The organism is Nocardia rhamnosiphila NBRC 108938 (assembly GCF_000720425.1).
Lineage (GTDB): Bacteria > Actinomycetota > Actinomycetes > Mycobacteriales > Mycobacteriaceae > Nocardia > Nocardia rhamnosiphila.
In genome coordinates this window covers 339,450-366,382 of the sequence record NZ_JOAJ01000001.1, presented here as the reverse complement: position 1 = coordinate 366,382, position 26,933 = coordinate 339,450, and the positions used below count along the sequence as shown (strand labels likewise).

Annotated in this window: 25 protein-coding genes and 1 pseudogene; 9 read left to right on the top strand and 17 right to left on the bottom strand. The window is 67.5% G+C overall.

Annotation, left to right across the window (positions count from 1 at the left end; genetic code table 11):
• Positions 1 to 7 precede the first annotated feature (7 nt).
• The 8 genes from IG75_RS0101805 to IG75_RS0101770 are packed head-to-tail and all read right to left on the bottom strand — an operon-like array spanning position 8 to position 8,626.
• Positions 8 to 1,312, bottom strand: a complete 1,305-nt coding sequence (locus IG75_RS0101805; RefSeq protein ID WP_051714101.1) for an MlaD family protein — start codon at positions 1,310 to 1,312, stop codon at positions 8 to 10.
• Positions 1,309 to 2,412, bottom strand: a complete 1,104-nt coding sequence (locus IG75_RS0101800; protein ID WP_030519350.1) for an MlaD family protein — start codon at positions 2,410 to 2,412, stop codon at positions 1,309 to 1,311. The genes IG75_RS0101805 and IG75_RS0101800 overlap by 4 nt, the downstream gene beginning before the upstream one ends.
• Positions 2,409 to 3,509 carry an MlaD family protein gene (locus tag IG75_RS0101795; protein ID WP_030519349.1) on the bottom strand — a complete coding sequence of 367 codons (1,101 nt, stop codon included), beginning with the start codon at positions 3,507 to 3,509 and terminating at the stop codon, positions 2,409 to 2,411. Before IG75_RS0101795 ends, IG75_RS0101800 begins: the two co-directional genes overlap by 4 nt.
• Positions 3,506 to 4,564, bottom strand: coding sequence for an MCE family protein (locus tag IG75_RS0101790; protein ID WP_063834079.1), 1,059 nt, complete (start codon positions 4,562 to 4,564; stop codon positions 3,506 to 3,508). The genes IG75_RS0101795 and IG75_RS0101790 overlap by 4 nt, the downstream gene beginning before the upstream one ends.
• 5 nt (positions 4,565 to 4,569) lie before the next feature.
• Positions 4,570 to 5,607 (bottom strand): MCE family protein, encoded by a 1,038-nt coding sequence (locus tag IG75_RS0101785; protein ID WP_030519347.1) that lies wholly within the window; start codon positions 5,605 to 5,607, stop codon positions 4,570 to 4,572.
• Positions 5,604 to 6,860, bottom strand: a complete 1,257-nt coding sequence (locus tag IG75_RS0101780) for an MlaD family protein (RefSeq protein ID WP_030519346.1) — start codon at positions 6,858 to 6,860, stop codon at positions 5,604 to 5,606. The genes IG75_RS0101785 and IG75_RS0101780 overlap by 4 nt, the downstream gene beginning before the upstream one ends.
• Before the next feature lie 9 nt (positions 6,861 to 6,869).
• Complete coding sequence (locus tag IG75_RS0101775) at positions 6,870 to 7,724, bottom strand: ABC transporter permease (RefSeq protein WP_030519345.1); 855 nt, start codon at positions 7,722 to 7,724, stop codon at positions 6,870 to 6,872.
• The gene (locus tag IG75_RS0101770) at positions 7,724 to 8,626 is read right to left on the bottom strand and encodes an MlaE family ABC transporter permease (RefSeq protein WP_245713123.1); all 903 of its coding nucleotides are present in this window, start codon (positions 8,624 to 8,626) and stop codon (positions 7,724 to 7,726) included. Before IG75_RS0101770 ends, IG75_RS0101775 begins: the two co-directional genes overlap by 1 nt.
• A 357-nt stretch (positions 8,627 to 8,983) precedes the next feature.
• Between IG75_RS0101770 and IG75_RS0101765 the strand changes: the two genes are divergently transcribed.
• Genes IG75_RS0101765 through IG75_RS0101755 form a run of 3 tightly spaced genes read left to right on the top strand, consistent with a single transcriptional unit; the run spans position 8,984 to position 12,009 of the window.
• Positions 8,984 to 10,447, top strand: a complete 1,464-nt coding sequence (locus IG75_RS0101765; protein ID WP_174561163.1) for an aldehyde dehydrogenase family protein — start codon at positions 8,984 to 8,986, stop codon at positions 10,445 to 10,447.
• Positions 10,448 to 10,496: 49 nt separating this feature from the next.
• Positions 10,497 to 11,345, top strand: a complete 849-nt coding sequence (locus IG75_RS0101760; protein WP_030519342.1) for a mycofactocin-coupled SDR family oxidoreductase — start codon at positions 10,497 to 10,499, stop codon at positions 11,343 to 11,345.
• On the top strand, positions 11,269 to 12,009 hold the full coding sequence (locus IG75_RS0101755; protein ID WP_345703655.1) for an MFS transporter: 741 nt from the start codon (positions 11,269 to 11,271) through the stop codon (positions 12,007 to 12,009). The genes IG75_RS0101760 and IG75_RS0101755 overlap by 77 nt, the downstream gene beginning before the upstream one ends.
• 365 nt (positions 12,010 to 12,374) lie before the next feature.
• Here the strand turns inward: IG75_RS0101755 and IG75_RS0101750 are convergent, their stop codons facing one another.
• Positions 12,375 to 13,871: an acyl-CoA carboxylase subunit beta gene (locus IG75_RS0101750; RefSeq protein WP_030519340.1), complete on the bottom strand. Its 1,497-nt coding sequence runs from the start codon at positions 13,869 to 13,871 to the stop codon at positions 12,375 to 12,377.
• Positions 13,872 to 14,023: 152 nt separating this feature from the next.
• Between IG75_RS0101750 and IG75_RS0101745 the strand changes: the two genes are divergently transcribed.
• Together IG75_RS0101745 and IG75_RS0101740 are read left to right on the top strand one after the other, a co-directional pair.
• The gene (locus IG75_RS0101745) at positions 14,024 to 15,133 is read left to right on the top strand and encodes a phosphotransferase family protein (protein WP_030519339.1); all 1,110 of its coding nucleotides are present in this window, start codon (positions 14,024 to 14,026) and stop codon (positions 15,131 to 15,133) included.
• Positions 15,134 to 15,153: 20 nt separating this feature from the next.
• Positions 15,154 to 15,951 carry an SDR family NAD(P)-dependent oxidoreductase gene (locus IG75_RS0101740; protein ID WP_030519338.1) on the top strand — a complete coding sequence of 266 codons (798 nt, stop codon included), beginning with the start codon at positions 15,154 to 15,156 and terminating at the stop codon, positions 15,949 to 15,951.
• Between the two features lie 78 nt (positions 15,952 to 16,029).
• On the opposite strand, the gene IG75_RS0101730 is transcribed toward IG75_RS0101740, so the two are convergent.
• From IG75_RS0101730 to IG75_RS0101720, 4 genes and pseudogenes are all read right to left on the bottom strand, one after another.
• Positions 16,030 to 17,370 (bottom strand): flavin-containing monooxygenase, encoded by a 1,341-nt coding sequence (locus IG75_RS0101730; protein ID WP_030519337.1) that lies wholly within the window; start codon positions 17,368 to 17,370, stop codon positions 16,030 to 16,032.
• A gap of 52 nt (positions 17,371 to 17,422) precedes the next feature.
• Positions 17,423 to 17,531 (bottom strand): annotated as a pseudogene (locus tag IG75_RS40055) (SDR family oxidoreductase); the annotation flags it as partial.
• A complete protein-coding gene (locus IG75_RS0101725; RefSeq protein ID WP_030519336.1) occupies positions 17,531 to 18,679 on the bottom strand; it encodes a thiolase family protein in 1,149 nt (382 codons plus the stop codon). The pseudogene IG75_RS40055 and the gene IG75_RS0101725, both read right to left, overlap by 1 nt.
• Positions 18,680 to 18,697: 18 nt before the next feature.
• Positions 18,698 to 19,114: a Zn-ribbon domain-containing OB-fold protein gene (locus IG75_RS0101720; RefSeq protein WP_030519335.1), complete on the bottom strand. Its 417-nt coding sequence runs from the start codon at positions 19,112 to 19,114 to the stop codon at positions 18,698 to 18,700.
• 139 nt (positions 19,115 to 19,253) lie between these two features.
• Between IG75_RS0101720 and IG75_RS0101715 the strand changes: the two genes are divergently transcribed.
• The 4 genes from IG75_RS0101715 to IG75_RS0101700 are packed head-to-tail and all read left to right on the top strand — an operon-like array spanning position 19,254 to position 23,503.
• Positions 19,254 to 19,646 (top strand): pyridoxamine 5'-phosphate oxidase family protein, encoded by a 393-nt coding sequence (locus tag IG75_RS0101715; RefSeq protein ID WP_030519334.1) that lies wholly within the window; start codon positions 19,254 to 19,256, stop codon positions 19,644 to 19,646.
• Positions 19,647 to 19,665: 19 nt separating this feature from the next.
• A complete protein-coding gene (locus IG75_RS0101710) occupies positions 19,666 to 20,904 on the top strand; it encodes an amidohydrolase family protein (RefSeq protein ID WP_030519333.1) in 1,239 nt (412 codons plus the stop codon).
• 37 nt (positions 20,905 to 20,941) lie between these two features.
• The gene (locus tag IG75_RS0101705) at positions 20,942 to 22,243 is read left to right on the top strand and encodes an amidohydrolase family protein (RefSeq protein ID WP_030519332.1); all 1,302 of its coding nucleotides are present in this window, start codon (positions 20,942 to 20,944) and stop codon (positions 22,241 to 22,243) included.
• Between the two features lie 48 nt (positions 22,244 to 22,291).
• Positions 22,292 to 23,503 carry an amidohydrolase family protein gene (locus tag IG75_RS0101700; protein WP_030519331.1) on the top strand — a complete coding sequence of 404 codons (1,212 nt, stop codon included), beginning with the start codon at positions 22,292 to 22,294 and terminating at the stop codon, positions 23,501 to 23,503.
• A 223-nt stretch (positions 23,504 to 23,726) separates the two neighbouring features.
• Here IG75_RS0101700 and IG75_RS40840 read toward each other — a convergent pair whose 3' ends face one another.
• The 4 genes from IG75_RS40840 to IG75_RS0101685 all read right to left on the bottom strand — a co-directional run bounded on the left by IG75_RS40840 (position 23,727) and on the right by IG75_RS0101685 (position 26,881).
• The gene (locus tag IG75_RS40840) at positions 23,727 to 24,149 is read right to left on the bottom strand and encodes a DUF6802 family protein (RefSeq protein ID WP_245713124.1); all 423 of its coding nucleotides are present in this window, start codon (positions 24,147 to 24,149) and stop codon (positions 23,727 to 23,729) included.
• 253 nt (positions 24,150 to 24,402) lie between these two features.
• Complete coding sequence (locus IG75_RS0101695) at positions 24,403 to 25,317, bottom strand: SMP-30/gluconolactonase/LRE family protein (RefSeq protein ID WP_051714100.1); 915 nt, start codon at positions 25,315 to 25,317, stop codon at positions 24,403 to 24,405.
• Positions 25,314 to 26,258, bottom strand: coding sequence for a sugar kinase (locus IG75_RS0101690; protein ID WP_030519329.1), 945 nt, complete (start codon positions 26,256 to 26,258; stop codon positions 25,314 to 25,316). Before IG75_RS0101690 ends, IG75_RS0101695 begins: the two co-directional genes overlap by 4 nt.
• Positions 26,255 to 26,881 (bottom strand): bifunctional 4-hydroxy-2-oxoglutarate aldolase/2-dehydro-3-deoxy-phosphogluconate aldolase, encoded by a 627-nt coding sequence (locus tag IG75_RS0101685; protein ID WP_030519328.1) that lies wholly within the window; start codon positions 26,879 to 26,881, stop codon positions 26,255 to 26,257. The genes IG75_RS0101690 and IG75_RS0101685 overlap by 4 nt, the downstream gene beginning before the upstream one ends.
• Between the last annotated feature and the right edge of the window lie 52 nt (positions 26,882 to 26,933).

Below are 26,933 nucleotides of genomic sequence, written 5' to 3'. Positions count from 1 at the left end.
CTGGTGGTCACCGAGGCGGCGCCGGAACCGGTGTCCCCGGATCGGTCAATGGCAGGGGGATGGGCAGGGACATCGGGCCGACGGGTGCGGGAGTCGCCGTCCGATCGGCGGGGGCGCCGGGTGGCGGTCCGGTCGGTGCCCGCTCACCGGGTGGGCGGGGCGCGTTACCGGCACCGCGGACCAGGATGGATGGGTCGTTGTCGGGGCAGAAGGTGTACAGGTACGGTTCCCGGTAGTCGGCCTGGGACGGCGCGTGGCGGGGCAGGTCGTAATCGCAGCTCGGCCGCGGGTACAGGTTGACCAGGCCCCACAATCCGCCGTCGTGGATCACGGTGCCGATCGCTTCCAACGTCGATCCCTGGCGTTGGGTGGGGAAGAAGAACTCCTGGAACGCCGGTACCCGGGAATTGGTCAGCTGCGCGACCGAGCCCAGGTTGGCCAGCAGCCCGGGGACCACGCTCGCGTTGTCCGAGAGCACCGTGTCCATGGCGGCCAGCGTGCCCGGGGCGCGGTTGAGCAGTTCGACGTAACCGCCGGTTTTGGCCTCCACACCGCCCATGAGTGCGGAGGTGGCGTGGGCCAGGCGCTGGAGGCCGCCCGCACCGTCGGCGAGGGTGGTCAGCAGCATCTTGCTGTCGCGCAACAGTCCGACGGTTTGCGGGAGGACGGAATCCAGGGTGGAGGTCAGGAGGATACCGCCGTCGATGATGTCGCGCAGTTTCTGTGGTCCCTCCGGGCCTACCCCGAGTTCGTCGAGCACCGCGGCGAGCTGCGCCGAATCCACTTGTGCCAGCGTGCCGTCCAACTGTCCGAGCATCTGCCACAGCGGGGCCGGTGTGGTGGTGCGGTCGGGCGAGATCTCGGCGCCGTCGGCGAGGAATGGGCCGGAACGCCGGGTGGGACGGAAGTCGAGGAACTGTTCGCCTGCGGTGGAAAGGCTGGTGACGGCGACAGGGCCGTCATCGGGCACCGGCACGTCCGCGTCGATCTCGGCGACGGCGACCACCCCGCCGCGGGCCGGATCCACCGCGCGGACCTGACCGATCGGTACTCCGCGCAGCGTCACATCCTGCCCTGCCAGCAAACCACCGGATCGGGCGAGGTGCACCCGAACGGTGATGGTGGAGGCGGTGGGGTCGACGCCCAGCGCGCCGAACACCAGATAGCTCGCTCCGAACGCGAGCACCGCCAGCAGCGATACCGTGGTCAGCAACGGCCGGTGCGCGCGACCGTAGCGCACCGACGCGAGGAGCAGCCGGGCCGGCAGGTCGGCCACGGCCGCCGAGCGGGACTGTCCGGTGGGCGCGCTCATCGGGGCCCCAGCACACGGTCGCGCAGGGTGAACAGGGTGTAGGTCAGGCTGCCGACCATCGCGTGCCAATCGGCGGCGTTCGGGAGGTGGGTGCCCGGATCGGCTTGATGGTTGGGGTCGGGCATGGCGCCTATCGCGAAATCCGCGAGATCGACATTGCCGTGGGTGGAGGTGCCGCTGGTGAGCCTGATGATCGGGGCGAGCATGGCGTTCAGGGCCGCTAGACTGGCATCGGGGCTGGTGGCCGCGTTGTTCAGTTCGGCGGCGATACGGTTCAGGTTGGCGATCAGTCCCCCGGTCGGCCCGCTCTGCAGTACCGGGAACTTCCCGAGCTGGGTGGTGATCCGATCGATCTGGCGCACCAGGTCCAGGGCCTGCTGGGAGCTGTGGTCGACGGTCGCCGCGGTGGGTCCGGCAGCGGTGACGAAATCGTGGATTGTGCTCTGCTGCGCGGCCAATTGCGCGGCGAGCCGGTCGGTTTCCTGCAGCGCGACCTGGATCTCGCCGGATCGCGCCGACAGGGCGATGACAAGCTGGGTGGACTGGTCGAGCAGCGCGTCGACCCGGTCGCCCCGATTGCCGACGGCCCGGCCCATCCCGTTGACGACGGTGGTGAGGTTGCGGATGGCGCCACCGTTGACGAGCAGCGAGGCGGTGGTCAGCAGTTCCTCGACCGTCGCCGCCGCCGCGGTGGACTCCACCGGGATGCTGTCGCCGTCGTGCAGGGGCGCGGTCGCTGGTGTGGCGTCGGCCGGTGCGCTGAGCGAGACGAATACGTCACCCAGCGGTGTGGCTGTCCGTAGTTCCGCCCGGGTACCCACCGGCAGCCGGACTTCCGGCCGGATCCGCAGCGTGACAACGGCCGTGTAATCGCGCACCGTCATCGCCGAAACCGCACCGACCTCGGCACCGGCCAGCCGGACCTTCGCCTGCTCCGGAAGGTTCAGCGCATTGGCGAAGTTCGCGTGGATCGTATAGCCGGATTCGCCGCCGGCCCGCGGCGTCAGCGGGATGTCTTCCAGGCCCACCGAGCATGCGGTGGTGGTGGCCAGTGCGATCGCACATGCCAGGGTGGCTTTCAGATGCCTGCGTGCGCTCATCGGGGCAGCCTCGTCATCGCTTCGAGCATGTCGGTGATCCCGAAATCGGGACCGAAATCCTGCAACGTTCCGGTGCTGCAACCCAGTTGGCGCAGGCCCAGGATATTGCAGACCTCTTTGATCATCTGGCCGTCGAAGGCCACCTTGTCGAGCAGCGCGTGAATGCGCACGCCGCCGTTCTGCTGGTCCACCACCCGGTATCCGTTGTCGAGGAGCAGTGGGGTGACGTCGAGGAATTCGGCGAGCTGCGTGCGGTAGTCGGTCAGCGCCCGGGTCACGATGGTCGCGTCCGCCATCGTCGTCTGTAGTGCCGCGCGGTTGGTGGTGAGCAGGTCCTCGGCTTGCAGCATGAGCTGGTTGATCTGGGCCCCGGTGGTTCCGGCACCGATACCGAGTTCGGCGAGTGTCGTGCCCAGTTGTCCCGAGGCCGCGCCGAAGTCGCGGATGAGGGCATCGCTTGCGGCGGCCGCCGCGAGGAGTTTCGACAGCTCGTCCACCAGTTGGGTGACGGTATCGCGGGTTTGCGCGCCCGCGTCGTCACCGAGCCGTAAAGCCTTCGACAGTTCGTCCATCGTGGCGCGTAGATCGGCGCCGCTACCACTGGTGGCCGCCGCGGCGACCGACAGCAGTCGCGCGATGGGCCCCTCGTCCGGCGTTTCGCCCGCGAGGTCCCCGGACATCCGGTCGGCCATGGAGATCAACCGGTCGATTCCCACCGGGGTGCGGGTCCGCTCGATCGGCAGCCGGGCTCCGTCGCGCAGGGTGTCGCCGCCGCGGTACGCCGGAGAGAACTCGACGTGCCGGTCGGTGAGGACCGAGGTCGACAGGGTGACGGCGGTCGCGTCGGCGGGAATCGGCACCTCGCGATCGATCCGCATCGTCACCTCGACATGGGTGCCGGTGGGCGTGATGGCGGTGACCTCACCGACCGGCATACCCAGCACGGCTACCGCATTGCCGACGTACAGGCCGGCACCGCTGTCGAACCGGGCGACCACGGTGATATCGCCGGAGGTCAGCGGCCCGCCGGCGCAGCCCGCGATGCCGCCCAGCGCGAGAACGGTGAGAAGACGCAACGCCGTGATCAGTTTTCTCATGCACAGTCCTGGAAGTAGGGCGGCAGAGCGGCCTGGTCGGCGTGCCCGCTGAGCGCGCACATCCACGAGTCGACGAGCACCCCACCGGGCGCGTTGAAATCGACGGAATTACCCGAGCCGGAGGCGTTGGCCAGGTTGCGCACCGAAACGGGCAGGATCTCGAGCGTATTGCGCAGCAGGTCGTCGTGCCGGGCCAGACTGCCCAGCAGGCCTTGCAGCCCGTGCACCAGTTCGTCGACCTTCGGGCGATTGCCCACGATCCCCTGGATCTGCTCGACGAGCCGCACAGTGGCGCTCATGAGCACCTGGATCGCGCCGCGCCGGTTGTCGATGTCCTGGAGCAGGTCCCGACCGACCGTCACGATCGCGGCGACATCGTCACGCTGCCCGGCCACCACGCTGGTCAGGTCACGCACACCGGCCAGCAGTGCACCGAGTTCATCGCGCCGACTGCCGAGGATCGTCGCCAGCGACCGGATATTGCGCAACATATCCGGCAGCACGGCGGGCACACCCGCCAGTTGACCGGCCAGGGCGTCCAGCGAGGTGCCGAGCTGTCCCGCGTCGATCTCCTCGAACGTGGTGGTCGCGTTCTCCAGTGCGCGCTGCAAATCGTAGGGAACCTCGGTGTGCGCGAGATCGATGCGGTCGTCGGCGGGTTCACCGCCGCCTGCCGGGCGTAGTTCGACATAGCGCGCGCCGAGCAATGTGGTCAGTTTGATCGCGGCGATGGTTTCGGCCCCGAGCCGCACTCCGCGGTCGATATCCAGATCGACCAGCACGCGATCACCGGCGAGCTCCTGGTCGGCGACGGTCCCGACCTGCACGCCCGCGACCGTGACCCGGTCCCCCACCTTCAGCCCGGCCGCCTGCGCGAATTCCACCGTATAGCGGCGATCACCGAGATCGAGCGCGTTCACGCCGAGCGTGGCGACCAGGACCACGAGCAACACCAGCAGTGATACCCCTCCCAGGGCTCGTTTGTCGTAGCTTTCCAACGGGCGGCGCCGCAGCGCCCGGAGCCGTTGTGGCACTCGCAGCGATGATTTCGTCATTCCGCTCACCTACAGATCGGTGATTGCCGGGCGGTTCCCCCGGGGGTGGCCATCGCGACAACAGCCGGGATCAGATCCGACAGCGCGGGTACCGCGGTGAAACCGAGATTGCAGAGATACACGTTGAGATACGGGCCCTCCTGGCCGGCCCGGGCCATTCCTTTCATCAGCGCCGGGATGTTGAAGCCCAGGTAGGCGAACTGGTCTTTGTTCTCCTCGAAATGCCGGGTGAAACCCGGTTCGCGCGCGAGCATCTCGTCGAGCGCCGGCCGATCCTGCTCGAGCACCGTCGCCATCCGGTCGGCGACCACCGACGTGTCGGTCAGTGTGGTGAGTATTTCGTCGCGGTGGCGGGCCAGGCCGTCGACGATCGTCCGGGTCCGGGTGATCAAGGAGCTGAAATCGCCGCTGCGCGCCGCCAAACCGCCGATCACCTGATTCAGGTTCGCGATCACCGAACCCAGAACCTGGTCGGGGCCCGTGATCGTCTGCGCGAGCATCGATAGTTGCTGGACGAGTACGGCCAGCGAACCGGCGTCACCCTGCAGCGCCTTGATCAACGCGCCGGTGAGGTTGTCGACCTGGGCGGGGTCGAGCCCGCCGAACAACGGCTCGAAACCGTTGAGCAAGGTGGACAGATCGAACGACGGTTCGGTGCGGTCCACCGGGATCTCGGCCCCGTCGGATAATTCCGCGGCGGAATCCTCGCCCTTCCGGGACAAACCGAGATATCGCTGGCCGATCACGTTCTGGTAGGTGATCGCGGCGGCCGTATCACCGTAGAGGCGCTGATCGGATTGAACGCGGAAGCGGACGCGCGCCAGGGTGCCGTCCAGTTCGACCCCGTCCACGCGTCCCACCCGGATCCCGGCCATCCGCACATCGTCACCGACGCGCAAACCGGTGACGTCGGTGAAGATCGCCTCGTAGGATTTCGTCGACCCGTCGACCCCGCGATGCAGTGTTACGAAGGTCATCCAGATGAGGGCGAACGCGAGCACCAGGAACAGGCTCAGTCCGGCGATGGTCCGTCGAGCGGTCATCGGGCACCTCCAGCGGGTGGGGGGCCGTTGGTGAGCAGGTGCGACAGCACCAGTTCGGCGGCGTTCCCGTCGCCGCGCAGCACCCGGTCGATCACCGCCATCACCTCCGGTGGCAGGGCGGGCCGGGGCATGGACCGCGGGTCGAGTACCGGCGGGAGCGGCGCCACGGTGGGCTCGACCGGCGCGGTCGCGCAACTGGGTCCGGCGAGTTCGCCGTAGCGGGGGCAGTCGGCGCGGGTGTACGGGGTGTCCGGTGACAGGCGGATCTGGAATTTGCCCGTCCCGATCTGGGTCTGCTCGTTCCAGAACTCGGCGAACCAGATATCCGAAAGCCGTTTGATCCGTCCGACGATCGGCGTGAAGGCGGGACCGCCGGCGGCGAATACCTCGAGCACGGGAGTGAATTGGTCGGTGATGGTCACCAGCTGGTCGGTGTGGTTGTCGAATCCGTTGCCGATCCGGGTGAGTGTCTGCCCGCCCGCGGTCAGCAGCGCGATCAACCGGTCTTCCTGCTCCACGGCCGTGCGCAAGGGTGCGATGGCGTGGTTGAGGGCGTCCAGTAGTTCCGGTGCGGTGTTCGCGAGCCCGCGAACGGAATCGGCCAGCGCGGTCAGGGTGGAGGGCTGACCGGGCGGCGCGATGAGCGCCGACAGTTCCCTGGTGATCCGGTCCAGTTGCGCACCGGCCCGCACAATATCGCCGCCCCGCCGGTCGGTGGCCCCGGCCACCGCCGCGAGCACGCCGACGGTGTCACTGCTGCCGATCCGGGCGGACGCCGCCACGATATCGCGCAGTTTCGTCAACGCGGTCTGGAACTGGATCGTCGACAGGCTGCTGTCCTGCACTATCTCGGTCCCGGGGACCAGGCCCGGCGCGGGCCCGTTGTCGACCAACTGGACCGAGGACACAGCGAACAGGTTGCTCGGCACCACCCGGACGGTCACCGTCCGGGGGATGTCGGCGAGGTGGTGGGGGTCCAGTTCCAGCCGCACCCGCGTGGGCCCGCCGTCCACCGGCGGCGCCACATCGGCGACCGTACCCACCAGCACTCCCTGGTATTTCACGTCCGAGCGCGGTGGCAATCCGTCACCCACCTGATCGAGCAGCGCCACCACTTCGGCGCGGCTGTCGAAACGTCCGGCGGATTTCATGAGCACCCCACCGACGAAGAGCACCGCCAGCGCGATGAGCAGGATCCCGCGCAGGACCAAGGAGAACAGGGACGGCCCGCGGCCGTCTTTGTCGAACAGCATCGGCGCCCCTCACCCACCCAGCCGGGCGCTGGTTCCAATACCCCAGAAGGCGACGGTCAGCAGCAGATTCACCACGATCATCACCGATATCGAGGCACGCATTGCCCGGCCGGCAGCGATTCCGACTCCCTGCGGGCCCCCGGCGGCATAGAACCCGTAGTAGCACTGGACCGTGGTGGTGAGCGCGACGAAAACCACGGCCTTCAGCAGCGAGTAGACGATATCCGGGCCGGTGAGAACCAATTGGAAGTAATGCTGATAGGTACCACTCGACAGGCCGCCGGAGGCTGCCACCACCACTTCGACGGCGATGTAGTTCACCGCGAGACACACCAGGAAGAGCGGGACGATGGCGATCACCGCGGCAAATAATCTGGTGCTCACCAAATAGGCGATCGAGCGAATGGCCATCGACTCCATGGCGTCGATCTCCTCGGCGATACCCATGGCCCCGAGTTGCGCGGTGAACCGGCACCCGGCCTGCGATGCGAAGGCCAGCGACGCCATGATGGGTGCGAGTTCACGGGTGGAGGCGGTGGACGAGATCAGCCCGACGGCCGGCTCCATACCCAGTAGGTGCAGCGCGTTGTAGCCCTCGAGCCCGACGATGGCGCCACCGGCGGCGCCGAGCACGATGATCACTCCGGCCGTGCCGCCGCCGACGACTATCGAACCATTTCCCCAGACGATATCGGAGAGGACACGGGTGAATTCGCCACGGTAATACCGCAACATCACCGGAATCCCGGCAATCGCCCGGAAGAAGAAGGTGAGCATATGTCCGAGCCGGGCCACCACCCGCGCGAACTCGGTGGAACCCTTTATCAGACTGCGGGTTCCGGCCGGGTGATACCGTGACGCCATTACAGACCCTGCCTGGGAAACAACAGCATGGACAGCTGCGTGAAAACGACATTGACGATCATGAGCAGCAGAATCGAGCTGACCACGGTGGAATTCACCGCGTTCGCCACACCGGCGGGCCCACCCTGGGTGTTCAAACCTTTCTCACAGGCGACCACGGCGACGATCGCGCCGTAGACCACGGCCTTGATCAGTGTGAGCACGAGATCGCTCACGGTCGCGAAGGAGGCGAAGGTGGCCACGAAGCTGCCGGGCGCGCCGCCTTGCGCCACGACGTTGAAGATGAAGCCCGCGACATACCCCACGAAGCACACCACTCCGGTGAGCGATACCCCGATGAGAATGGCCGCGATGAACCGCGGCACCACCAACCGGCGGACCACCGAAACGCCCATGATCTCCATGGCATCCAGCTCCTCGCGGATCTTGCGGGAGCCGAGGTCGGCGCAGATGGCCGAGCCCACGGCGGCCGCCATCAGCAGCGCCGCGACCATGGGCGCGCCCTGCCTGATGACCGCCAGTCCGCTCGCCGCACCCGCCAGCGAGGTGGCACCCACCTGGCCGGCCAGCAAGCCGAACTGAATGGAGAGGGTGACACCGATCGGCAGCGAGACGAAGATCGTGGGCACCACGGCGGCCGACGCCATGAACGCGGACTGGCGAACGGTTTCCCCGAAGGCCAGCCGGCCCGCCACCAGATCCGCGAACAGGTACTGAATCGTCCGTACGCCGAGCAGGAATTGATTACCCACTGTCGCGAGCGCGGTCGCCGGATGCCGCTCGATATATCCGCGGGACCACGCGGCCACCTGCCGCGAGGCCGGCTCGGTACCGGGCACGGCACCGTCGGGTCGTCCTGCGGGACCGTCGGCCGGTGCCCGGAAACCCACGCGGATCATCATCTGCCGAACGTCTCCAATCAGCGCACCACGGCGGCGAACAAGACCTACTGTATGTTTTACAGTTACTGAGACTATAGAGTCTGCTCCGGAAACAGGAGAGCAAACGGCGCAAACGGCTCGACATCGAGCGGGCCCCGCATCGAATTCGCTGGTAGAGGAGCTTCCATCCTAGGAATCCGCCGAGGGGGACGCAACAAGGTGGCTATACCGTAATTAATACTGTTACTGATACGGTAAGAAAACTCGTCGGCGTTGGGTGCCGCGGGGCAGGAGGAAGATGTGAGCGAGGTCGACGGGCAGGACGCTGCCCCCAGTACGGCACTGGGTCGCCGGGCAGGCGAACGCCGCGAATTCCGTATGCTCATCGGGGCGGAGCTGGTCGCGGCCGCCTCGGGCGAAACATTCGACAATGTCAGTCCGGCCACCGGACAGGTCCTCGGCAGTACCGCCGCGGCGGGCGCCGCGGATATGCTGCGCGCGATCGCCGCGGCCCGGCATGCCTTCGACGAGACCGACTGGTCCACGAACCGGGCGCTGCGGCGGCGCTGCCTGGAACAACTACAGCAGGCGCTCGAGGCCGACAGCGAATTCCTGCGCGAGGAACTGGTGGCCGAGGTCGGCTGTCCGATCGCCACCACCCGGATCGCCCAATTGGACTGGCCGCTGGCCGAAGCACTGCGCTACCCGGCAGGCTTGATCGACGAATTCCACTGGGAACGTGAACTCTCCGGTGGTGGCCTGTTCGGCGACCGCAACGTACGCACGGTCGTCCAGGAGCCGGTGGGTGTGGTTGCCGCGATCTGCCCGTCGAACTTCCCGGTCGAGGTCGTACTCAACAAATTGGGCCCCGCGCTGGCCGCGGGCAATACGGTGGTGTTGAAACCGGACCCGAACACCCCATGGAACGCGACCCGGCTCGGGCGGCTCATCGCCGAGCGCACCGATTTCCCCGCCGGTGTGGTGAATGTCGTCCCCACCCCATCGAACGAGGTGGCCGAACTGCTGGCCACCGATCCGCGCGTCGATCTCATCTCGTTCACAGGTTCGACCGCGGTCGGCCGCATACTCATGCGCCGGGGCGCGGACACCATAAAGCGGACTTTCCTCGAGCTGGGCGGCAAATCCGCGCTCATCGTCTGCGCGGACGCCGATCCCCGGGCCGCGCTGCGCAGCGCGGCCGGTGTCTGCGTACACGCCGGGCAGGCCTGCGCCGCGACGAGCCGCATGCTGGTGCATCGGTCGATTTTCGACGAGATGATCAGCGGTGTCGCGGCGGCATTCCAGGCGGTACCCGTGGGCGATCCGGCGCTGCCGGAAACCATGGTCGGGCCGTTGATCAGCGCGGCGCAGCGCACCAAAGTGCTCGACGCCTACGACCGGGCGGTCCGCGACGGCGCCCGCCTGGTCGTCGGCGGCGGTACGCCGAAAGACCTGCCGCCCCATCTGGCCGACGGCCACTACGTCGAGCCGACCGTATTCGTCTGCGAGGACTCGAGCCTGCCCATCGCGCGGGCGGAGATCTTCGGTCCGGTGCTGGTGATGACCCCGTTCTCCGACGACGACGAGGCGGTACGCCTCGCCAACGACAGCGAATACGGTCTCGCCGGCGCGGTGCTGTCCGCCTCGGCCGACCGCGGGATGGGTATCGCGCGTCGGATCCGGGCCGGGGCCGTCGGGGTCAACGGCGGGATGTACTACGGCGCCGACGCCCCGTTCGGCGGCTACAAGAACAGCGGTGTGGGCCGGCAGTGCGGCCTGGAGGGCTTCCAGCAGTACCTCGAGACGAAGACCATCGGTCATCGGGTGGCGGCCCACGGCTGACCACTCGCACAGACGAACACACGCACAGAACAATCGGAAGGACGGTCCGGTGGGAAAACTGGATGGCAAGGTCGCGGTGGTTTCGGGCGCCGCGCGCGGGCAAGGGCGGTCACACGCGGTCGAACTCGCCGCGGCGGGCGCGAGCGTGATCGCGCTCGATATCTGCGCGGATCTCGAGGGGAATACCTATCCGCTGGCACGGCCGGAGGATCTCGAGGAAACCGCCCGGCTGATCGAAAAGGAGGGCGTCCGAGCGCATCCGATCATCGTCGATGTCCGTGAGCGCAGCGCGGTGTGGAGCGCGGTCGCGCAAGGGGTCGAGGCACTGGGACGGCTGGACATCGTGGTCGCCAATGCCGGAATCGCTCCCATGGGCGAAGTCCAGACGATCCGATCCTGGTCGGACACCATCGACACCGACCTCGTCGGTGTCTTCAACGTGGTGCAGGCGAGTCTGCCGCATCTCGAATCCGGGGCCTCGATCATCGCGACCGGATCGCTGGCGGCGCAGCTCGGCAGCTCCACGAAACAGGGGCCGGGCGGGTCCGCCTACAGCTTCGCCAAACAGGTCGTCGCGCACTATGTCAACGATCTGGCCAACCAGCTGGCCCGCAGGATGATCCGGGTCAACGCGGTGCATCCGACGAACGTGAACACCGATATGTTGCACAACGAAGGGATGTACAAGGTCTTCCGTCCCGACAAGGAGGCGCCCACCCGCGCGGAGGCGGAGGCGGCGTTCCCGGCGATGCAGGGGATGCCGGTACCCTATATCGAACCCCAGGACGTATCGAACCTGATCGTCTTCCTCGCCGGCGACGATTCCCGCTACATCACCGGAAGCCAGCTTCGCGTCGACGCCGGCGGGTACGTCAAAGCCGTTCCCTGGGGCAAGTAACCCTGTTCCCCGAAGGAGCCCGGTCCTCGGGGGGCACTGGCGCACCGTGCTCGTCGCGGGCGGTATCGCCATCGGCGTGAACGGCACGCCGGGTGTCGCGCAATGGTTCGGCGTCTACCTCGCCGGTAACAGGGAACTGCCTACGGCCACGGTCCTCATCACTTACGCGACGGCGATGGTGTTCGGCGCACTGTGGGTTCCGCTCGCCGGCGCACTGACGGACCGCTTCGGGCAACGCCGAATGCTCACCGTCGTACTCACACTGTTCATTGTGGGGTCGGTGCCCATCTTCTGGCTCCTGTCCGAAACCGAGCATCCCGTCCTGCTGTTCGCGGGCATGGGGACCTACCTCGTACTCACCAACATGATCATGGCGCCGGGGTTCGGCTTCATCGCCGAGCTCTTCCCACCCGCCATCCGCTACACCGCCTCGAATTTCGGCCAGGACATCGGCACCGTGCTCGGTGGCGGGACCGCCCCGCTGGTCTGCGGGACACTGCTACTCGCCACCGGGTCCGATTTCGGTCCCATCCTGTGGATCGTCGGTATGGGTCTCATCGGGTTGGGTGCGGTCGCGGCGGCCCACCGGGTCGCGAACAATCCGCGTGTGGCGGCCCCGGCGCCGACCGACCGCCGTACGGATCCCCTACCAGAGAGCACCTGACCGTACGCCTCGGGTGGTCCTGTGAAGGTGAATTCCTGAACCGCGGGCACCACGAGGCTTCGCGGATCGGTCGGCTCCGGTACCTCTTTCCCTACGTATTGCCGATATCGGAAGATGGCCGCCGGACGCCGCCGTGCAGGCAACAGCACGCCCAATCGTGGTGCTCTGCCTACCACCTCACCCGTCGACGGCGAGTTTCGGTGGCCAGATCCTCGTTGTTGTCCGCCCACGCCAAAGTAGGACCGGCAACCGGAACTGTCGCACGTGGACCCGCGCCTCGACACCATCCGGTCGACCGGGGCCATGAGCAAGGGCCCTACGATCGACCGCGCTTTCCGGGTGGTTGGCCGGAAAGCGCACCCGACTCACGGCACGATTGCCGCGCGCGTCACCGGTTCCGGCACCTCTTGGCGCGCGAAGATTCCGCGACGAAGGGCTGTGAGCAACACTTCGCGAGTTTCTTCGGGGCGGATGAGCTCGTCGAAACCCATGTGCTCGGCGGAGTGGTAGGACGCCAGGAGTTCCACTTCCCGCAACTGTGCGGCGATATCCTCGTCCGCGCCCGAAGCCAGGCCGAGGGCCGCCGCGCTCATCGCCCCCATGGTGGCGCCGGGGTAGGCGAAGGCCGCGGTCTGGTTGTCGAAGCCGATGAGCGACATGACCATCGAACCGAACCCGTACGCCTTACGCAGCGTCACGTGCAGTTTGATCGTGGTGGCCGTGGTCTGGGCGACGAACATCCGGGCGCCCGCACGCAGGACACCTTCGCGTTCGGATTCGCTGCCGGGGAGCATGCCCGGATTGTCGGCGAGGAACACCAGCGGCAGGTGGAAGGAATCCGCCACCGAGATGAAGTGGGCGGCCTTCTCGGCGGCGGCGGTGTCGATCGAGCCGGCGATCACCTGTGGCTGGTTGGCGACCACCGCCACCGGGTGCCCGCCGAGATGCGCCAGGGCGCAGACCATCGCGGTGCCGTACCCGGGTTGGACTTCGAACCAGTCGGGCGTATCGAAGACCACGTCGAGCACCGCCCGGACGTCGTAGGAGTTGCGGTTGTCCCGCGAGATGATGTCCAGCAGTTCCGGGGTAGGCCGCGGCTCGGTGGAATCGTCGGAGAGCAGTGCGGGCGGGTACGACCACGCGCTGGACGGGAAGTAGGAGAGATACCGCCGGATATCGTCGAGTGCCTCCTCGTCGTTGTCGGCGAGATTGTGGATCAGGCCGCTCGGCACCGCCACACCGGGGCCGCCGAGGTCCTCTTTGCTGATGTCCTCGCCGGTCGACTCCCGCACCACCGGCGGGCCCGCGGTGAAGATCGCGCCCTGCCTGCTCATGATCGCGAAATCCGATACCGGTGCGATGAGCGCGCCGTGGCCGGCCGAGGCACCGAGCACCCCGGTGACCACGGGCACCCGGCCCGAACACCGGGCCTGGGCGAGCAGATCGGTGGGGGTCCGCCCGTAGTGCGCGCCGGCGGGCCGGAACCCCGCGCCCTCCAGCAGCATCACCAGCGGGACCTTGTTTCGTACGGCCAGTTCGGCCAGGCGATAGCGTTTGGCGTTGCTGCCCGGCGCGATGGTTCCCGCCATGGTGGTGAAGTCCTCCGCGCCCACCATGACCGGTGTCCCATGGATCAGGCCCGAGCCGGTGACCACGGCGTCGGCGGCGACCTCACCGCCCACCAGGGCGCCGAATTCCTGGAACGTTCCCGGATCGAGCAGATAGGTGACCCGCTCCCGCGCGGTCAGCTTGCCCTTCGCCCGGTGTTTGGCGACCCGCTCGGGCCCGCCCATGGCCGCCGACCGCTCCCGGCGGCAGTCCAGGTCCTCGAGCGTTTCCTTCCAGCCTCGTGCGTTCGTCATCTCGTCCTCTCCGCGCAGTGGCCGGCTCGGCGGACCGCCCGCCGGCGACCGCAGCCACCGGTATCGATTCCCTGCGATCCACATGGCCGCATCGGCATCGTCCGGTAAAGTATACCGTTGGCATTACAGTTTCATTGCCGGAAGGAACGCGGATGGACCATGAGAATTCCCGGGCCGAGAGCCCGGCCATCCCGGGACGGCCGGACGCCCTCACCGCGGAGTGGCTCACCGCCGCACTCGGCGGCACCGGGACAGCGCCGGTCGAGCGGGTGGACGTGGAGCCGATCGGCACCGGTCAGACCGGTGCCACCTACCGGCTCACGGCGAGTTACCGGACACCGCCCACCACGCGGCTACCGGGCACTTTCGTGGTGAAACTCCCCGCTCAGGACGACGGTGTACGCGCCGGGGTCACCCTGGGTTACCGCAGCGAGGTGGAGTTCTACTCCGGAATCGCGCAGCAGACAATGGTCCCGGTACCGCGCTGCCACCACAGCGCCATGAACGACGACGCCTCCGAGTTCGTCCTGCTGCTCGACGATCTGGCTCCGGCGGCGCCCGGCGATCAGGTGGCAGGATGCGGCGAGGCGGTCGCACTACGAGCGGTGACGGCGCTGGCCGGTCTGCACGGCCCCTCGTGGTGCGATCCGGACTGGCTGACCCTTCCGGTGGGCGCGATGCCCAAGCCCGGTGACGCGGCGGCAGCCGACGGCCTCGGGCAGGTGGCCGCCATGGCGCTGCCCGCCACGCTGGAACGTATCGGTCCCGCACTGTCCGGCGAAGAGCGAGACACCCTGCGGGCCGCGCTGGAACTGATCACCCCGTGGCTGCTGGCCGATACCGGGCGATACGCGCTGATGCACGGCGACTACCGGCTGGACAACATGCTCTTCGACGATTCGCGGTTCTACGTGGTCGACTGGCAGACCCTCGGCGTCGGCCTACCCGCCCGCGATCTGGCCTACTTCACCGGCACCTGCCTGGAGCCGGGAATGCGGGCGGCGACAGAAACCGAACTGGTCGGGGCCTACCACGCGGCCCTGCTCCGGTACGGCGTACGCGACTACGACCTGGACACCTGCCTGCTCGACTACCGGCTCGGAATGCTGCAGGGCCCGTTGATCATCGCGCTCGGTACCGCATTCGCCGCCCCGACCGAACGCGGCGAGGAACTGTTCCGGGTGATGCTGCGCCGCAGCTGCCGCGCGATCCGTGAGCTCGGCACGCTCGACCTCGTACGCGCCGCCGGCGCGCACCTCTGAACGAACAGGAGACACCGACGATGGACCTGGGACTCACCGGCGCGACCGCGGTCGTGGTGGGCGGAAGCAGCGGCATGGGTCTGGCCACCGCGCGAAGCCTGGCCGGGGAAGGCGCCCGCGTGGCGGTCATCGGCCGCTCCGCGACCGGTGTCGCCGACGCGGCCCGCGACCTCGCCGAGCACGGCAGCCCGGACGCGGTCGGTTTGGCCACGGACGTCCGCGACCCCGCGGCAGTCGACGTACGCTTCGACGAACTCGCCGACCGGTGGGGTGGCGGGCTCAACGTCCTGATCAACGCGGTCGGGCCGGATGTCCAGGGCACCTTCGACACCCTCACCCCCGAACAATGGCGCGAGGCGATCGACCACGGGGCGATGACGATGGTCAACTGTGTCCAGGCCGCGCTACCGCTGCTGCGCCGCGCCGAATGGGCTCGTATCGTGAACTTCTCCGCGCACTCCACCCAGCGGCAGAGCACCGGCCTGGTGGCCTACACCGCCGCCAAGGCGATGGTCACCAGCATTTCCAAGAACCTGTCCCTGTTGCTGGCGCCGGAGGAGATCCTGGTCAACGTGGTCTCGCCGGGTACCTTCATGACACCGGCACTACAGAGCTGGGCCCGCTCGGTCGGCGTGGACAGTGCCGACCCCTACCGCCTCATGGCCGCCATCGGCGAGCATTTCGGCCATCCTGCCCAGCTGCCGCGCGCCGGGCTACCCGAGGAAATCGGCCCGGTGGTGGCCTTTCTCGCCTCCCGGCGCAACTCGTACATGACCGGCGCCAATGTGAATGTCGACGGCGGTTCGGATTTCACCTGACGAACCGGGTGCGGTCGGCGTGGACCGGGCTGCCGGGCACCATGCGCTCCCCGCGGCCCCGCGCCGGCCGTACACCGATCACGCGGGTGCTGCCGCGCGCCGGGCCCGCCGTCGGCCTTCGGGCAGTTCCCGGGTACGCAACTGTCGTTCGTAGTGGTAGAAATCGACCTGCTGGGTGTGCCGCGGCCGGTCCAGCACCTGCCCGAGGTAGAACTCCTCGTCGGCGGTGATGACCTGCTCCATCAGCGCCGGTGCGGGCGGGAGGTATGCACCGGCGGCGTAGGCGGCGATGAGGCGGGCCTGGCATTCGACGAACGGGAACAGGGTCGGCACCGATTGCGCGAAACCGGCGAATGCGAGGTCGGGCATACCGGGCCGGAAGATGCGTTTGTAGAGGCGGATCCGGTTGTCCGGCGCGCTGACGACTTCGGGCGCGAAGAACGGGAACGTGACGTTGTAACCGGTGGCGTAGACGATCACGTCGGTCTCGGCGCTGGTCCCGTCGGCGAACCGCACCGTGGGGCCGTCCAGCCGGTCGATATCCGGTTTCGGGATCACGTCACCGGACCCGAGCCGCAGCGGCAGTTCGACCGACTGGGTGCCGTGGGCGTCGAGGAACCGGTGCCGGGGCCGCGGCAGACCCAACCGGCCCGGATCGCCGGAGATGAACTCGGCGACGGTGTTGACCAGGGGACGGAACAGTGACCGCGGTACGTACTGCACATTCGCCGCGTACCGGTCGAGCGGGCGGCCCGCCATATACTTCGGCACGATCCAGGAGCCGGAGCGGGTGGACAGATAGACCGTATTGCGCAGGGCCCGCGAGGACAGCTCCACGGTGATATCGGCGGCGCTGTTGCCCAGGCCCACCACCAGGATGCGTTTACCCCGCAGCTCGAGCGGGTCGGCGGGATCGATATAGGCATGGGAGTGGATGACCTGTCCGTCGAAATGCCCGGGGAACTCCGGATAACGCGGATCCCAGTGGTGCCCGTTCGCGACGATCAGGAACTCGGTGTCGTACCGCTCGCCGGTGCCGAGCTGCAACGTCCACCCGCCGCCCGGCCGCGGCTCGGCGCGCACCACCGGGGTCTCGAACCGGATCCGGCCGAGCAGCCCGAACGATTCCGTGTAGTCGTCCAGGTATTGCTTGATCAGACTGTGGTGGGGGAAGTCCGGATACTCGTCGGGCATCGGGAAATTACGGAACGACAGCTGGTACTTCGAGGTGTCGATATGCAGAGATCGGTAGGCGCTGGAATGCCCATTCGGATTTCCGAACGCCCAGTTACCACCTATCCGGTCCGACGATTCGAAACAGAGGTAGGGCACCCCGTAGTCGGCGAGCATCTTGCCCGTGGTGAGACCGGCGATACCGGCCCCGATGATCGCCGTCGTGCCCGGCCGGAAAACACCCACGGCACTCTCCTGTCTGCCGGTCCGGGCCCGTTACCGATCCGGGCGCCGGACATTCCATTCGCCGCGGCGCGGACGGCGATGGCCGGCCCGATACCGCGGCTCCCGCCCGACATGAGCAGGGTGTGCCCGGCCAACGGCCGGGCACTGTCACCGGAGCCCATCAGGTGGTGACGATCGTGGCGCCGGCCGTGCCGGGCGCACCGTAGAGCAGCGCGAAGCCCGCCTTGGGATCGCCCGGCACCTGCCGCTCTCCCGCGGTGCCGCGCAGTTGCAACACCAGCTCGTGCAACTGCCGCAGCCCCGAGGCGCCGATCGGCTCGCCGTTGGCGATGAGTCCGCCATCGGTGTTCACCGGTATCGAGCCGGAGATCTCGGTGGCACCCTCGGCGATCAGCTTCTCCTGGTCGCCGTGCGCACACAGACCGGTTTCCGCCATATGGATCACTTCGGCACCGGCATCGGTGTCCTGTAGCTGGGCGACGTCGATATCGGACGGCGCGATACCGGCGGACTCGAACGCGGCGCGCGCGGCGTAGACCGACGGCGCGACATCCTCCTGCACCGGCGCATAGGTCGTGTTCACCTCGTAGGCACCGTATCTACGGGTCCGGATCTCGACCGCCCGCACGTACACCGGCTCGGCGGTGAACCGGTGCGCCAGATCCGCCCGGCACATGATCACGGCGGCCGCCCCCTCGTCCGGCGCACAGAACATGTAGTGCGTCAGCGGGTAGTTGAGCATCGGCGCAGCCAGGATGTCGTCCTCGGCGATCGGCCTACGCCGGAACGCGTTCGGGTTCAGCACGCCATTGCGGTAGTTCTTCGCCGCGACCTTGGCCAGAGTGCGCTGGGAGATGCCGTGGTCGTGCAGATACCGGTTGGCCTTCATACCGAAAAACTGGGTGGTCAGATACTGGCCGTTCTCGCCGTACCATTTCGGCATCCCGACGAGGGTGGGATCGACGGTGAACGCACCGCGCGGATGCTTGTCCAGGCCGATCGCGATCCCGATATCGTATTTGCCGAGCCGGATCGCGTCGGCGCAGGCCTCGGTGGCGCTCGCGGCGGTCGCACAGGCATTGAACACGTTGGTGAAGGGCAGGCCGGTGAGCCCCATCAGGCTCACGATCGCGTCCGGATTGGCCACTTCCCAGCTGCCGCCCACCGCGAACTGGATATCCTTCCACTCCAGCCCGGCGTCACCCAATGCGGCCCGGATGGCATCCGTGCCCATCTGCATCGCCGTTTTACCCTCGAAGCGACCGAACGGATGCAGGCCGACACCGATGATCGCGACATCGTTGCTCATCTGAAAACTCCTGGTCGTCTACAGCGGCTGGAAGGCGAAAGTGAGGACCTCGTTGCCGTCGGCGTCGGTGCCGAGCGGCACGGTGGTCAGCCCGACCCGCATCCCGAATTCCAGGTTGTGCGGATCGTTCTCGGTGAGCCTGCCCTCCACCCGGATGACGTCGCCGAGTTGCACCAGCCCGACACCGAACGGGACGAACGTCTTCGCGGTCTCGTCACCGAGGTAGGGCGGCCCGGGCAGAAATCCCTGAGTGGTCCAGGCCACCAGTACACCCTCGGTCGGCAGATGCACGGTGTCGACCGCCGGCCGGCTGCACCGCGGGCACAGTTCCTGGACCGGGAAGACCGTCGCCCCGCAGTCACCGCAGGCCCCGCCGACGAGCCGGAAGTCCCCGTCCGGCCAGGTCGATATGTCCGGTGCGATCATTCGCTGCATCGTGGTCGTCCTCGCTTCTACCGATAGCCTTACCGTATAGCCCGGCCGGGCAATGGGCCGCGCCGCGTCGGCCATGCCATGTTAGCTTACGGTAATATCGACGGTAACCCTTTCGGCCTGCTAGTTGCGAGGTGGATTCATGAGCTCGAAAATTCCCGGCCATCTCGAGGACCTGCTGCGCCGGCCCCTCGTGGGCGTTCTCGCGACCGTGCCGCCCGACGGGTCGCCGGAGCAGTCCCCCATGCGCTTCACCTGGGACGGCGCACATCTGCGCATGAGCCATACGATCCCGCGACGAAAGTTCACCAGCCTGCAGGCCAATCCGAACTACTCCTTCCTGCTCACCGATCCGGAAGCGCCGGCGCGCTGCCTGGAGGTTCGCGGCTGGCTGGTGACCGTGCAGGGCGACGAGGACGGAAAGTTCTACGCGGAGCTGGGCGAGCGCTACGGCGACACCGCTTGCGAGCCCCCCGCGGACGTGGACGACCGGGTCGTCCTGATTCTCGATACGACCAGATTCGTCGCCAAATAGCCGTTCAGGAGAAACCGATATGACTCGAGCCCCGAACATCCCGATCTTCGACGCCGACTCGCATATGTACGAGACGGCCGATGCCCTGACCAGGCACCTACCCGAGCGGTACCGGCAGGCGGTGCAGTACGTCCGGATCGGACGGCACACCCGGATCGCGATCAACGGCCGGATCACCGACTTCATCCCGAACCCGACCTTCGAACGGGTCGCCGCGCCCGGCGCGCACGAGAGGTTCTTCGCCGGCGAGAACACCGAGGGCCTGACCCTGCGCGAAATGCAGGGCGAGGCCATCGAGGCACCGGCCGCCACCCGCAACCCCGCGGACCGGATCGCCGAACTCGATCGCCAGGGCGTCCGGGAAACGCTCAACTACCCCACCCTCGCCAGCCTGGTCGAGCATTCCGCGGCCGACGACCCCGAGCTGACCATGGCCATCATCCACGCGCTGAACCGGTGGATGCTGGAGCACTGGAGCTACGTCTACGAGGACCGGATATTCAGTACTCCGGTCATCAACTGCGCCGAGGTCGACGGCGCCCGGCGCGAGCTGCGGTACGTCCTCGAAAACGGCGCGAAGGTCGCACTGATCAAACCGGCGCCGGTGAAAGGCGTGAACGGTTGGCGCTCCCCCGCCCTGCCCGAATTCGATCCGTTCTGGCACGACGTCGAGGACGCGGGCCTGCCGATCGTGCTGCACGCCAGCCAGCCACCGCTGGACGAATACGTCAACAAATGGGAACCGCCCGCCACAAAGAACTTCATGGCCATGAGCTCGTTCCGCTGGCTGGCACTCGGGCACCGGGAGATCTCGGACATGATCGGCAGCCTCATCTGCCACGGCACCCTCACCCGGTTCCCCCGGTTGCGGATCGCCAGCGTGGAGAACGGCAGCTCGTGGATCCACCCGCTGTTCCACGATCTGGCCGATCTGACCAAGAAGATGCCGCAGAACTTCCCCGAAGACCCGCTCGAGGTGTTCCGCCGCAATATCTGGGTGAGCCCGTTCTGGGAGGGCTCGGTCTCCGATGTGGTCGACACCGTCGGCTGGGACCGGGTGATGTTCGGCTCCGACTACCCGCACCCGGAGGGGCTGCCCGAACCGAGGGCGTACTGGAAATACGCCGAGGGCATGGACAACCGGCGGACCTGGGATTTCCTGGGCGACAACGCGCGCCGGTTCCTGGGCCTGCCCATCGAAAATTCGGACCCGACCGCCGCCGAACCACCGGCAACGGCCACACCGGCAGCGTTATAGTTTTACTTACAGTAACTGGCTCGAAGGGAGTACCTCCGTGGACAAGAACGATATGATCCTCATCAGCGTCGACGACCACATCATCGAACCGCCCGATATGTTCGCCAACCATCTGCCCGCGAAGTACGCCGACGACGCACCGCGCCTGGTACGGATGGAAAACGGCGCGGATATGTGGAAATTCCGGGACCGGGTGATCCCGAACGTAGCGCTCAACGCCGTCGCCGGCCGCCCGAAAGAGGAATACGGCCTGGAGCCGGAGGGCCTCGACGAGATCCGCCCCGGTTGCTACAACGTCGACGAACGGGTCAAGGATATGAACGCCGGCGGTGTACTGGCGCAGATGAACTTCCCGTCCTTCCCCGGTTTCGCCGCCCGCCTGTTCGCCACCGAGGATTCGGACTTCTCACTGGCCCTGGTGCGGGCCTACAACGACTGGCATATCGACGAATGGTGCGGTGCCTACCCGGGCCGTTTCATTCCCATGGCCCTTCCGGTGATCTGGGATGCCGAACTGTGCGCGCAGGAAGTGGGCCGGGTGTCGAAAAAGGGCGTGCACTCGCTCACCTTCACCGAGAACCCCGCCGTGCTCGGCTACCCGAGCTTCCACGACGAGTACTGGAACCCGCTGTGGAAAGCCCTGGTGGACACCGACACCGTACTCAACGTGCACATCGGCTCGTCCGGCAAACTCTCGATCCCCGCCACGGATTCCCCGCCGGATGTGATGATCACACTGCAGCCGATGAATATCGTGTCCGCGGCGGCCGACCTGCTCTGGTCACGCCCGGTGAAGGAGTACTCCGATCTCAAGATCGGGCTGTCCGAGGGCGGCACCGGCTGGATCCCCTACTTCCTGGAGCGCATCGACCGCACCTTCGATATGCACTCCACCTGGACGATGCAGGACTTCGGCGGCAAACTGCCCAGCGAGGTGTTCCGTGAGCACTTCCTGACCTGCTTCATCAGCGACCCGATCGGCGTCCGGCTGCGCCACGAGATCGGCATCGACAATATCGCCTGGGAAATGGACTATCCCCACAGCGATTCGATGTGGCCGGGCGCACCCGAGGAACTGAACTCGGTGTTCGAGGCCGAGAGGGTCACCGACGACGAGATTCAGAAGATGACCCACCTCAATGCCATGAAGTGGTACTCGTTCGACCCCTTCACCCACGTGCCGAGGGAGAAAGCGACCGTCGGCGCACTACGCGCGGCCTCGGCGGGTCACGACGTCGGCATCAAGGCGCGCAGCCACCGGCAGACCACTGCCGCGGAGAAACTGGCCGCCTTCCGCTCCCAGATCGAAGCGGCCACCGCCCACACAGCCACCGATTAGCGGCACCGGCGCTCGCACCCGACCGGTCGCACCGAAAGGATACGGAATATGACGACGCTGGATTATCTCGCCGTAGACGTCGACAACCACTACTACGAACCGCTGGACGCATTCACCCGCCATCTGCCCAAGGAGTTCAGGACCCGCGGCGTGCAGATGGTGACCAGCGGCAAACGCACGCTGGCGCTGATGGGCGAGAAGGTCAACCACTTCGTCCCCAACCCGACGTTCGACCCGATCGTCGAGCCGGGCTGCCTCGATCTGCTGTTCCGCGGCGAGATTCCCGAAGGGGTGGATCCGGGTTCACTGATGAAACTGGACCGGCTGCCGGATCACCCGGAGTACCAGAACCGCGACGCCCGGGTGAAGGTTCTGGACCGGCAGAAACTGGAAACCGTTTTCATGCTGCCGACCTTCGCCTGCGGCGTCGAGGAGGCCCTCAAGCACGATATCCCCGCCACCATGGCCTCTCTGCACGCGTTCAACCTGTGGTTGGACGAGGATTGGGGCTTCGATCGCCCCGACGGCCGGTTCGTCTCGGCGCCGATCATCTCGCTCGCCGATCCGGACGCGGCGGTCGAAGAGGTCGAATCCGTGCTCGCCCGCGGCGCGAAGCTCGTGCTGGTGCGCCCCGCGCCGGTCCCGGGCGTGAACGGACCGCGCTCGCTCGGCGATCCACTGCACGACCCGGTGTGGGCACGCCTGGCCGAAGCCGGCGTACCGGTGGGATTCCACCTGTCCGACAGCGGCTACCTCGCCATCGCCGCACTGTGGGGTGGTAAGGCGACATTCGAAGGATTCGGCAAGAAGGATCCGCTGGATCAACTCCTGCTCGACGACCGCGCGATCCACGACACGATGGCCTCGATGATCGTGCACCAGGTGTTCACCCGCCATCCGGCGCTCAAAGTGGTCAGCATCGAGAACGGCTCCTACTTCGTCTACCGGTTGATCAAACGACTGCAGAAGGCCGCGAACACGGCGCCGTACCACTTCAGGGAAGACCCGGTGGAGCAACTGAAGAACAATGTCTGGATCGCGCCCTACTACGAGGACGATGTCAAACTGCTCGCCGAGACCATCGGTGTGGAGAAGGTCCTGTTCGGCTCCGACTGGCCGCACGGTGAGGGGCTCGCCGATCCCACCACCTTCACCGCCGATATTCCGCAGTTCCCCGAGTTCTCCTACGAGGACACTCGGAAGGTGATGCGCGACAACGCTCTCGACCTGCTCGGCGTGAAGATCTCACTCGGCTCTTAGAGCTGATCATGAAACGCACACCAGCGTGAGATCATGCCCCGCCCGTGCTGCGGCTCGCGGAGTGGTGGATACACGGCGACAACACGAAAGCACCGGGCACCGCGCCGACGGACTGCCGGCGTTACGCCGTGACGTGATGGCGGAACCCGCGATCGCCTCCGACGGGGGCGGGTCAGGAGCCACCGGTTGGGGCGCGCCGGCCGGTTCGGCAGGGGTTCACGGTTCAGCCGTGCGGGCCATCCGGGGCTGCTCCGGGAACAGCCGTCCCCCGGCAGCCTGCCAATTGCCGGCCGCCCCACGGCGAGTATCTCCGCCCCGACGCTTCCGGCGCCCCGATCACTCCCCTACTTTTCCCTGATCGGTCTGCCGCCACTCGCCCGTCCCATCCGGATTGCGATGGTATTCCCAAGCCGAATAATCGCCCGTCGTTCTCCACCACGCTCAGCCGGTCGGCGTAGCCGTCGAGGTCGGTATCGGTCCAGACACTCATCGAATCGGGGCCGGTGGTGACGAAAGTGTCGAGTATGCCGTCAACGACGAGGTCCTGGGTGGGTGATTCCATTTCCACCGGACCCAGGCCGTCCATAGACGAGGTCGCTTCGAAACTCGGCATACCGATGCCGGGGAACTCTCCTGATGTAGGCATGGATTCTCCTGAGCTCCACTGGTCGACCGCGGGAATATACCGGTTCATCTTTCCATCCCCGACGGTACAGCGCACCCCCGTTCCGGGCAGGAACGACGCTGTTGACGCCGGGCGGCTGATCTTCGAGTTCCGCCGGACCCGCCCCGGCAGTTCGGCGGCGATCTTCTCCCGATCGGAGGTATCGCCTGGAGTACCCGTGCCGACGGCGACGCACGAGCACTGCACGCGGTACGGACCACCGCGCGCCGACCTCTCATCCCCCGAAGGTTGCCGTAGGCAGCCCCGCGACCGTCGTCGACGCGACCAGGGTGGCACCGTCGAACGGACCGGGCTCGGTCAGCCCATGCGTCGCGGTCGTGACCAAGATCTGTTGCGGTGCACGGGCACTGAACGCGATGCTCGTCGGCTGCGCCACCGGCACGGGCACCACGTCGATCAGCCTGCCGCCCGGGCTGTACCGGTGCAGTCGGTGGCCACCCCATAGCGCCGACCACACGCATCCGTCCGCGTCGACGGTCATCCCGTCGGGGCTCGCGTCGTCGACCGCGGCGAAGACCGTCGCGGGCTCGTCTATTCCGCCGTCCTCACCCACTCGGTACCGCAGGATCACCCCCCGGGCGCTGTCGGCGAGATACATGGTGGCGCCGTCGGGGCTGAACGCCGGACCGTTGGGGATGGTGAGCCCGTCGAGAACCACTTGGACGCTGCCGTCGGCTTCGACCCGCACCAGCCGCCCGCCGCCGGGGCTGCCGTCGTAGGGCATCGCACCGGCCCAGAACCGCCCGCGGGGATCGGCGACACCGTCGTTCATCCGTATCGGAACCGGGGCGTTGTCGAACGGCCGGGCCAGCCACTCGATCCCGATGGCGGCGGCGTCGGAGTCCGCACCGCTCGATACTTCGAGCAGCGCGATCCCGGTGCCGGCCGCGGCGATCCAGCCGCCGCCGGCACGCGGTGCGACGGCACCGAGAGGGACGTCGAGCCGCCGTCGTTCCCGTGCCGCATCCGCCGAATCGCTCTCGGACCCGACGGACGGCTCGCCGTCGGTCTCGAGCAGAACTCCCGCCAGCAGATCGACGAACACGAATCCGTCGTCCGTCGCTCGCGCGCCCTCGCCGAGTTCGTACCGCGCCGCGCCGAGTGCGGTCCAATCGCCCACCACGCTCATCGCAGTGCCGCCCCCGAGCCGGCCGCGATCAGGACCAGCTCGTCGCGACTGGGCAACCCTTCCCAGTCGCCGCGGCTCGACACCGCGAACGCACCGAGGGTGTTTCCGCGCGCGATCCGTTCGGCGACGCCGCCGCCGTCGAGGAGCGCGGACAGGTATCCCGCGGTGAAGGCATCGCCTGCGCCGATCGAGTCGACGACACTCACCCGGTGCCCCGCGGCGGTGGTCACCCCGGCGGCGGTGTGCACGGCGGCGCCGTGCGAGCCGAGTTTGATCACCACCTCCGATACCCCGCAGTCGATGAGCTCTGCGGGATCACGCGCTATGAGACCGAGTTCGTCCTCGGACGCGACCACCACGTCCGCGGCGCGGGCCAGCGGCCGCAGCGTGGCCGCGGCGGTGTCCATATCCCACAGCCGAGACCGGAAGTTCACGTCGAAGGAAATCAGCGCGCCGCCTTCGCGGGCGATGCGCACGGCCTCGGTCGTGGCCTCGGCGGCACTCGCGGACACTGCCGGTGTCACACCGGTGAGATGCAGGATCCGCGGCATCTCCGTAAGTGCCGCAACGGAATCCGCCGCGCAGAGCCGGGATCCCGCAGAATCGCGGCGGTGGTATTCGACGCGGGTGACGTCCGGCAGCCGCTGCTCGAACATCACCAAGCCGGTGGCGCGTTCGGTGTCGCGGGAGGCGGTGTCGACAAGGACGTTCTCCGCGCGCAGGGTGCGTAGCACCAGTTCACCGGACTCGTCGGCGCCCAGCCTGCCGCCCCACCGCACTCGGTGACCGAGGCGGGCCAGACCGATCGCCACATTGGACTCCGCACCCGCAACGGCCAACGTGGCATCGCCGCCGAACTGGATCCGGCCCGCGACGCGCACCGCGACCATCGTCTCGCCGAAGGTGACGACGTCGAGCGCCCGCTCGGATACCGCGCTCATGCCCGCACCCGCACGGCCTCCAGGAAGGACCGCGCCCGCAGGCGCAGCCCGTCCAGGTCGCCGCCGTCGGGGGCATCGCCGCACAGCGGGCTCGCGACACCGACCGCGATCGCGCCGTTGGTCAGATACGCGGGCACGGTGTCCGCGCCGACCCCGCCGACCGGGACGAGCGGGACATCGGGAAACGGTGCGCGCAGATCCTTGAAGTATCCGGGGCCCATCGTGGAGGCCGGGAAGATCTTCACCGCGTCCACACCGAGACCGACCGCGGTGACGATCTCGGTGGGAGTGAGGGCACCGCAGAGCACCGGGATGCCGCCCTCGATCGCCGCGGGCACCGAAGGCGCCACGGCCGGGGTGACGACGTAGGTGGCGCCGGCGTCCCGGACCCGGATCACCTGGTCGGGCGTGAGGACGGTGCCTGCGCCGAGCTGGATCTGTCCGTCCAGTCTCGTCGCGACCTGCTCGATCACCCGGAGCGCGTCGGCCGAGGTGAGGGAGATCTCGAACAGCCGGACGCCCTCGTCGGCGAGTGCCAGTGCGGTGTCGATCGACGCGGCGGCGTCGGTGCCCCGGATGATACCGAGGAGCCGGTGTTCACGCAGGTCGTCGAGCAGTGTCATGAGATGCCTCGATTTCGTCGGTTCTCGTGTCCCCGGTGGTCGCCGAATGGGA

Coding starts and splice junctions, on each gene's coding strand:
- IG75_RS0101805 (WP_051714101.1), bottom strand. CDS start 1,312: ATGAGCGCGCCCACCGGACAGTCCCGCTCGGCGGCCGTGGCCGACCTG.
- IG75_RS0101800 (WP_030519350.1), bottom strand. CDS start 2,412: ATGAGCGCACGCAGGCATCTGAAAGCCACCCTGGCATGTGCGATCGCA.
- IG75_RS0101795 (WP_030519349.1), bottom strand. CDS start 3,509: ATGAGAAAACTGATCACGGCGTTGCGTCTTCTCACCGTTCTCGCGCTG.
- IG75_RS0101790 (WP_063834079.1), bottom strand. CDS start 4,564: ATGACGAAATCATCGCTGCGAGTGCCACAACGGCTCCGGGCGCTGCGG.
- IG75_RS0101785 (WP_030519347.1), bottom strand. CDS start 5,607: ATGACCGCTCGACGGACCATCGCCGGACTGAGCCTGTTCCTGGTGCTC.
- IG75_RS0101780 (WP_030519346.1), bottom strand. CDS start 6,860: ATGCTGTTCGACAAAGACGGCCGCGGGCCGTCCCTGTTCTCCTTGGTC.
- IG75_RS0101775 (WP_030519345.1), bottom strand. CDS start 7,724: ATGGCGTCACGGTATCACCCGGCCGGAACCCGCAGTCTGATAAAGGGT.
- IG75_RS0101770 (WP_245713123.1), bottom strand. CDS start 8,626: ATGATGATCCGCGTGGGTTTCCGGGCACCGGCCGACGGTCCCGCAGGA.
- IG75_RS0101765 (WP_174561163.1), top strand. CDS start 8,984: ATGCTCATCGGGGCGGAGCTGGTCGCGGCCGCCTCGGGCGAAACATTC.
- IG75_RS0101750 (WP_030519340.1), bottom strand. CDS start 13,871: ATGACGAACGCACGAGGCTGGAAGGAAACGCTCGAGGACCTGGACTGC.
- IG75_RS0101745 (WP_030519339.1), top strand. CDS start 14,024: ATGGACCATGAGAATTCCCGGGCCGAGAGCCCGGCCATCCCGGGACGG.
- IG75_RS0101740 (WP_030519338.1), top strand. CDS start 15,154: ATGGACCTGGGACTCACCGGCGCGACCGCGGTCGTGGTGGGCGGAAGC.
- IG75_RS0101725 (WP_030519336.1), bottom strand. CDS start 18,679: ATGAGCAACGATGTCGCGATCATCGGTGTCGGCCTGCATCCGTTCGGT.
- IG75_RS0101720 (WP_030519335.1), bottom strand. CDS start 19,114: ATGCAGCGAATGATCGCACCGGACATATCGACCTGGCCGGACGGGGAC.
- IG75_RS0101715 (WP_030519334.1), top strand. CDS start 19,254: ATGAGCTCGAAAATTCCCGGCCATCTCGAGGACCTGCTGCGCCGGCCC.
- IG75_RS0101710 (WP_030519333.1), top strand. CDS start 19,666: ATGACTCGAGCCCCGAACATCCCGATCTTCGACGCCGACTCGCATATG.
- IG75_RS0101700 (WP_030519331.1), top strand. CDS start 22,292: ATGACGACGCTGGATTATCTCGCCGTAGACGTCGACAACCACTACTAC.
- IG75_RS40840 (WP_245713124.1), bottom strand. CDS start 24,149: ATGCCTACATCAGGAGAGTTCCCCGGCATCGGTATGCCGAGTTTCGAA.
- IG75_RS0101695 (WP_051714100.1), bottom strand. CDS start 25,317: ATGAGCGTGGTGGGCGATTGGACCGCACTCGGCGCGGCGCGGTACGAA.
- IG75_RS0101690 (WP_030519329.1), bottom strand. CDS start 26,258: ATGAGCGCGGTATCCGAGCGGGCGCTCGACGTCGTCACCTTCGGCGAG.
- IG75_RS0101685 (WP_030519328.1), bottom strand. CDS start 26,881: ATGACACTGCTCGACGACCTGCGTGAACACCGGCTCCTCGGTATCATC.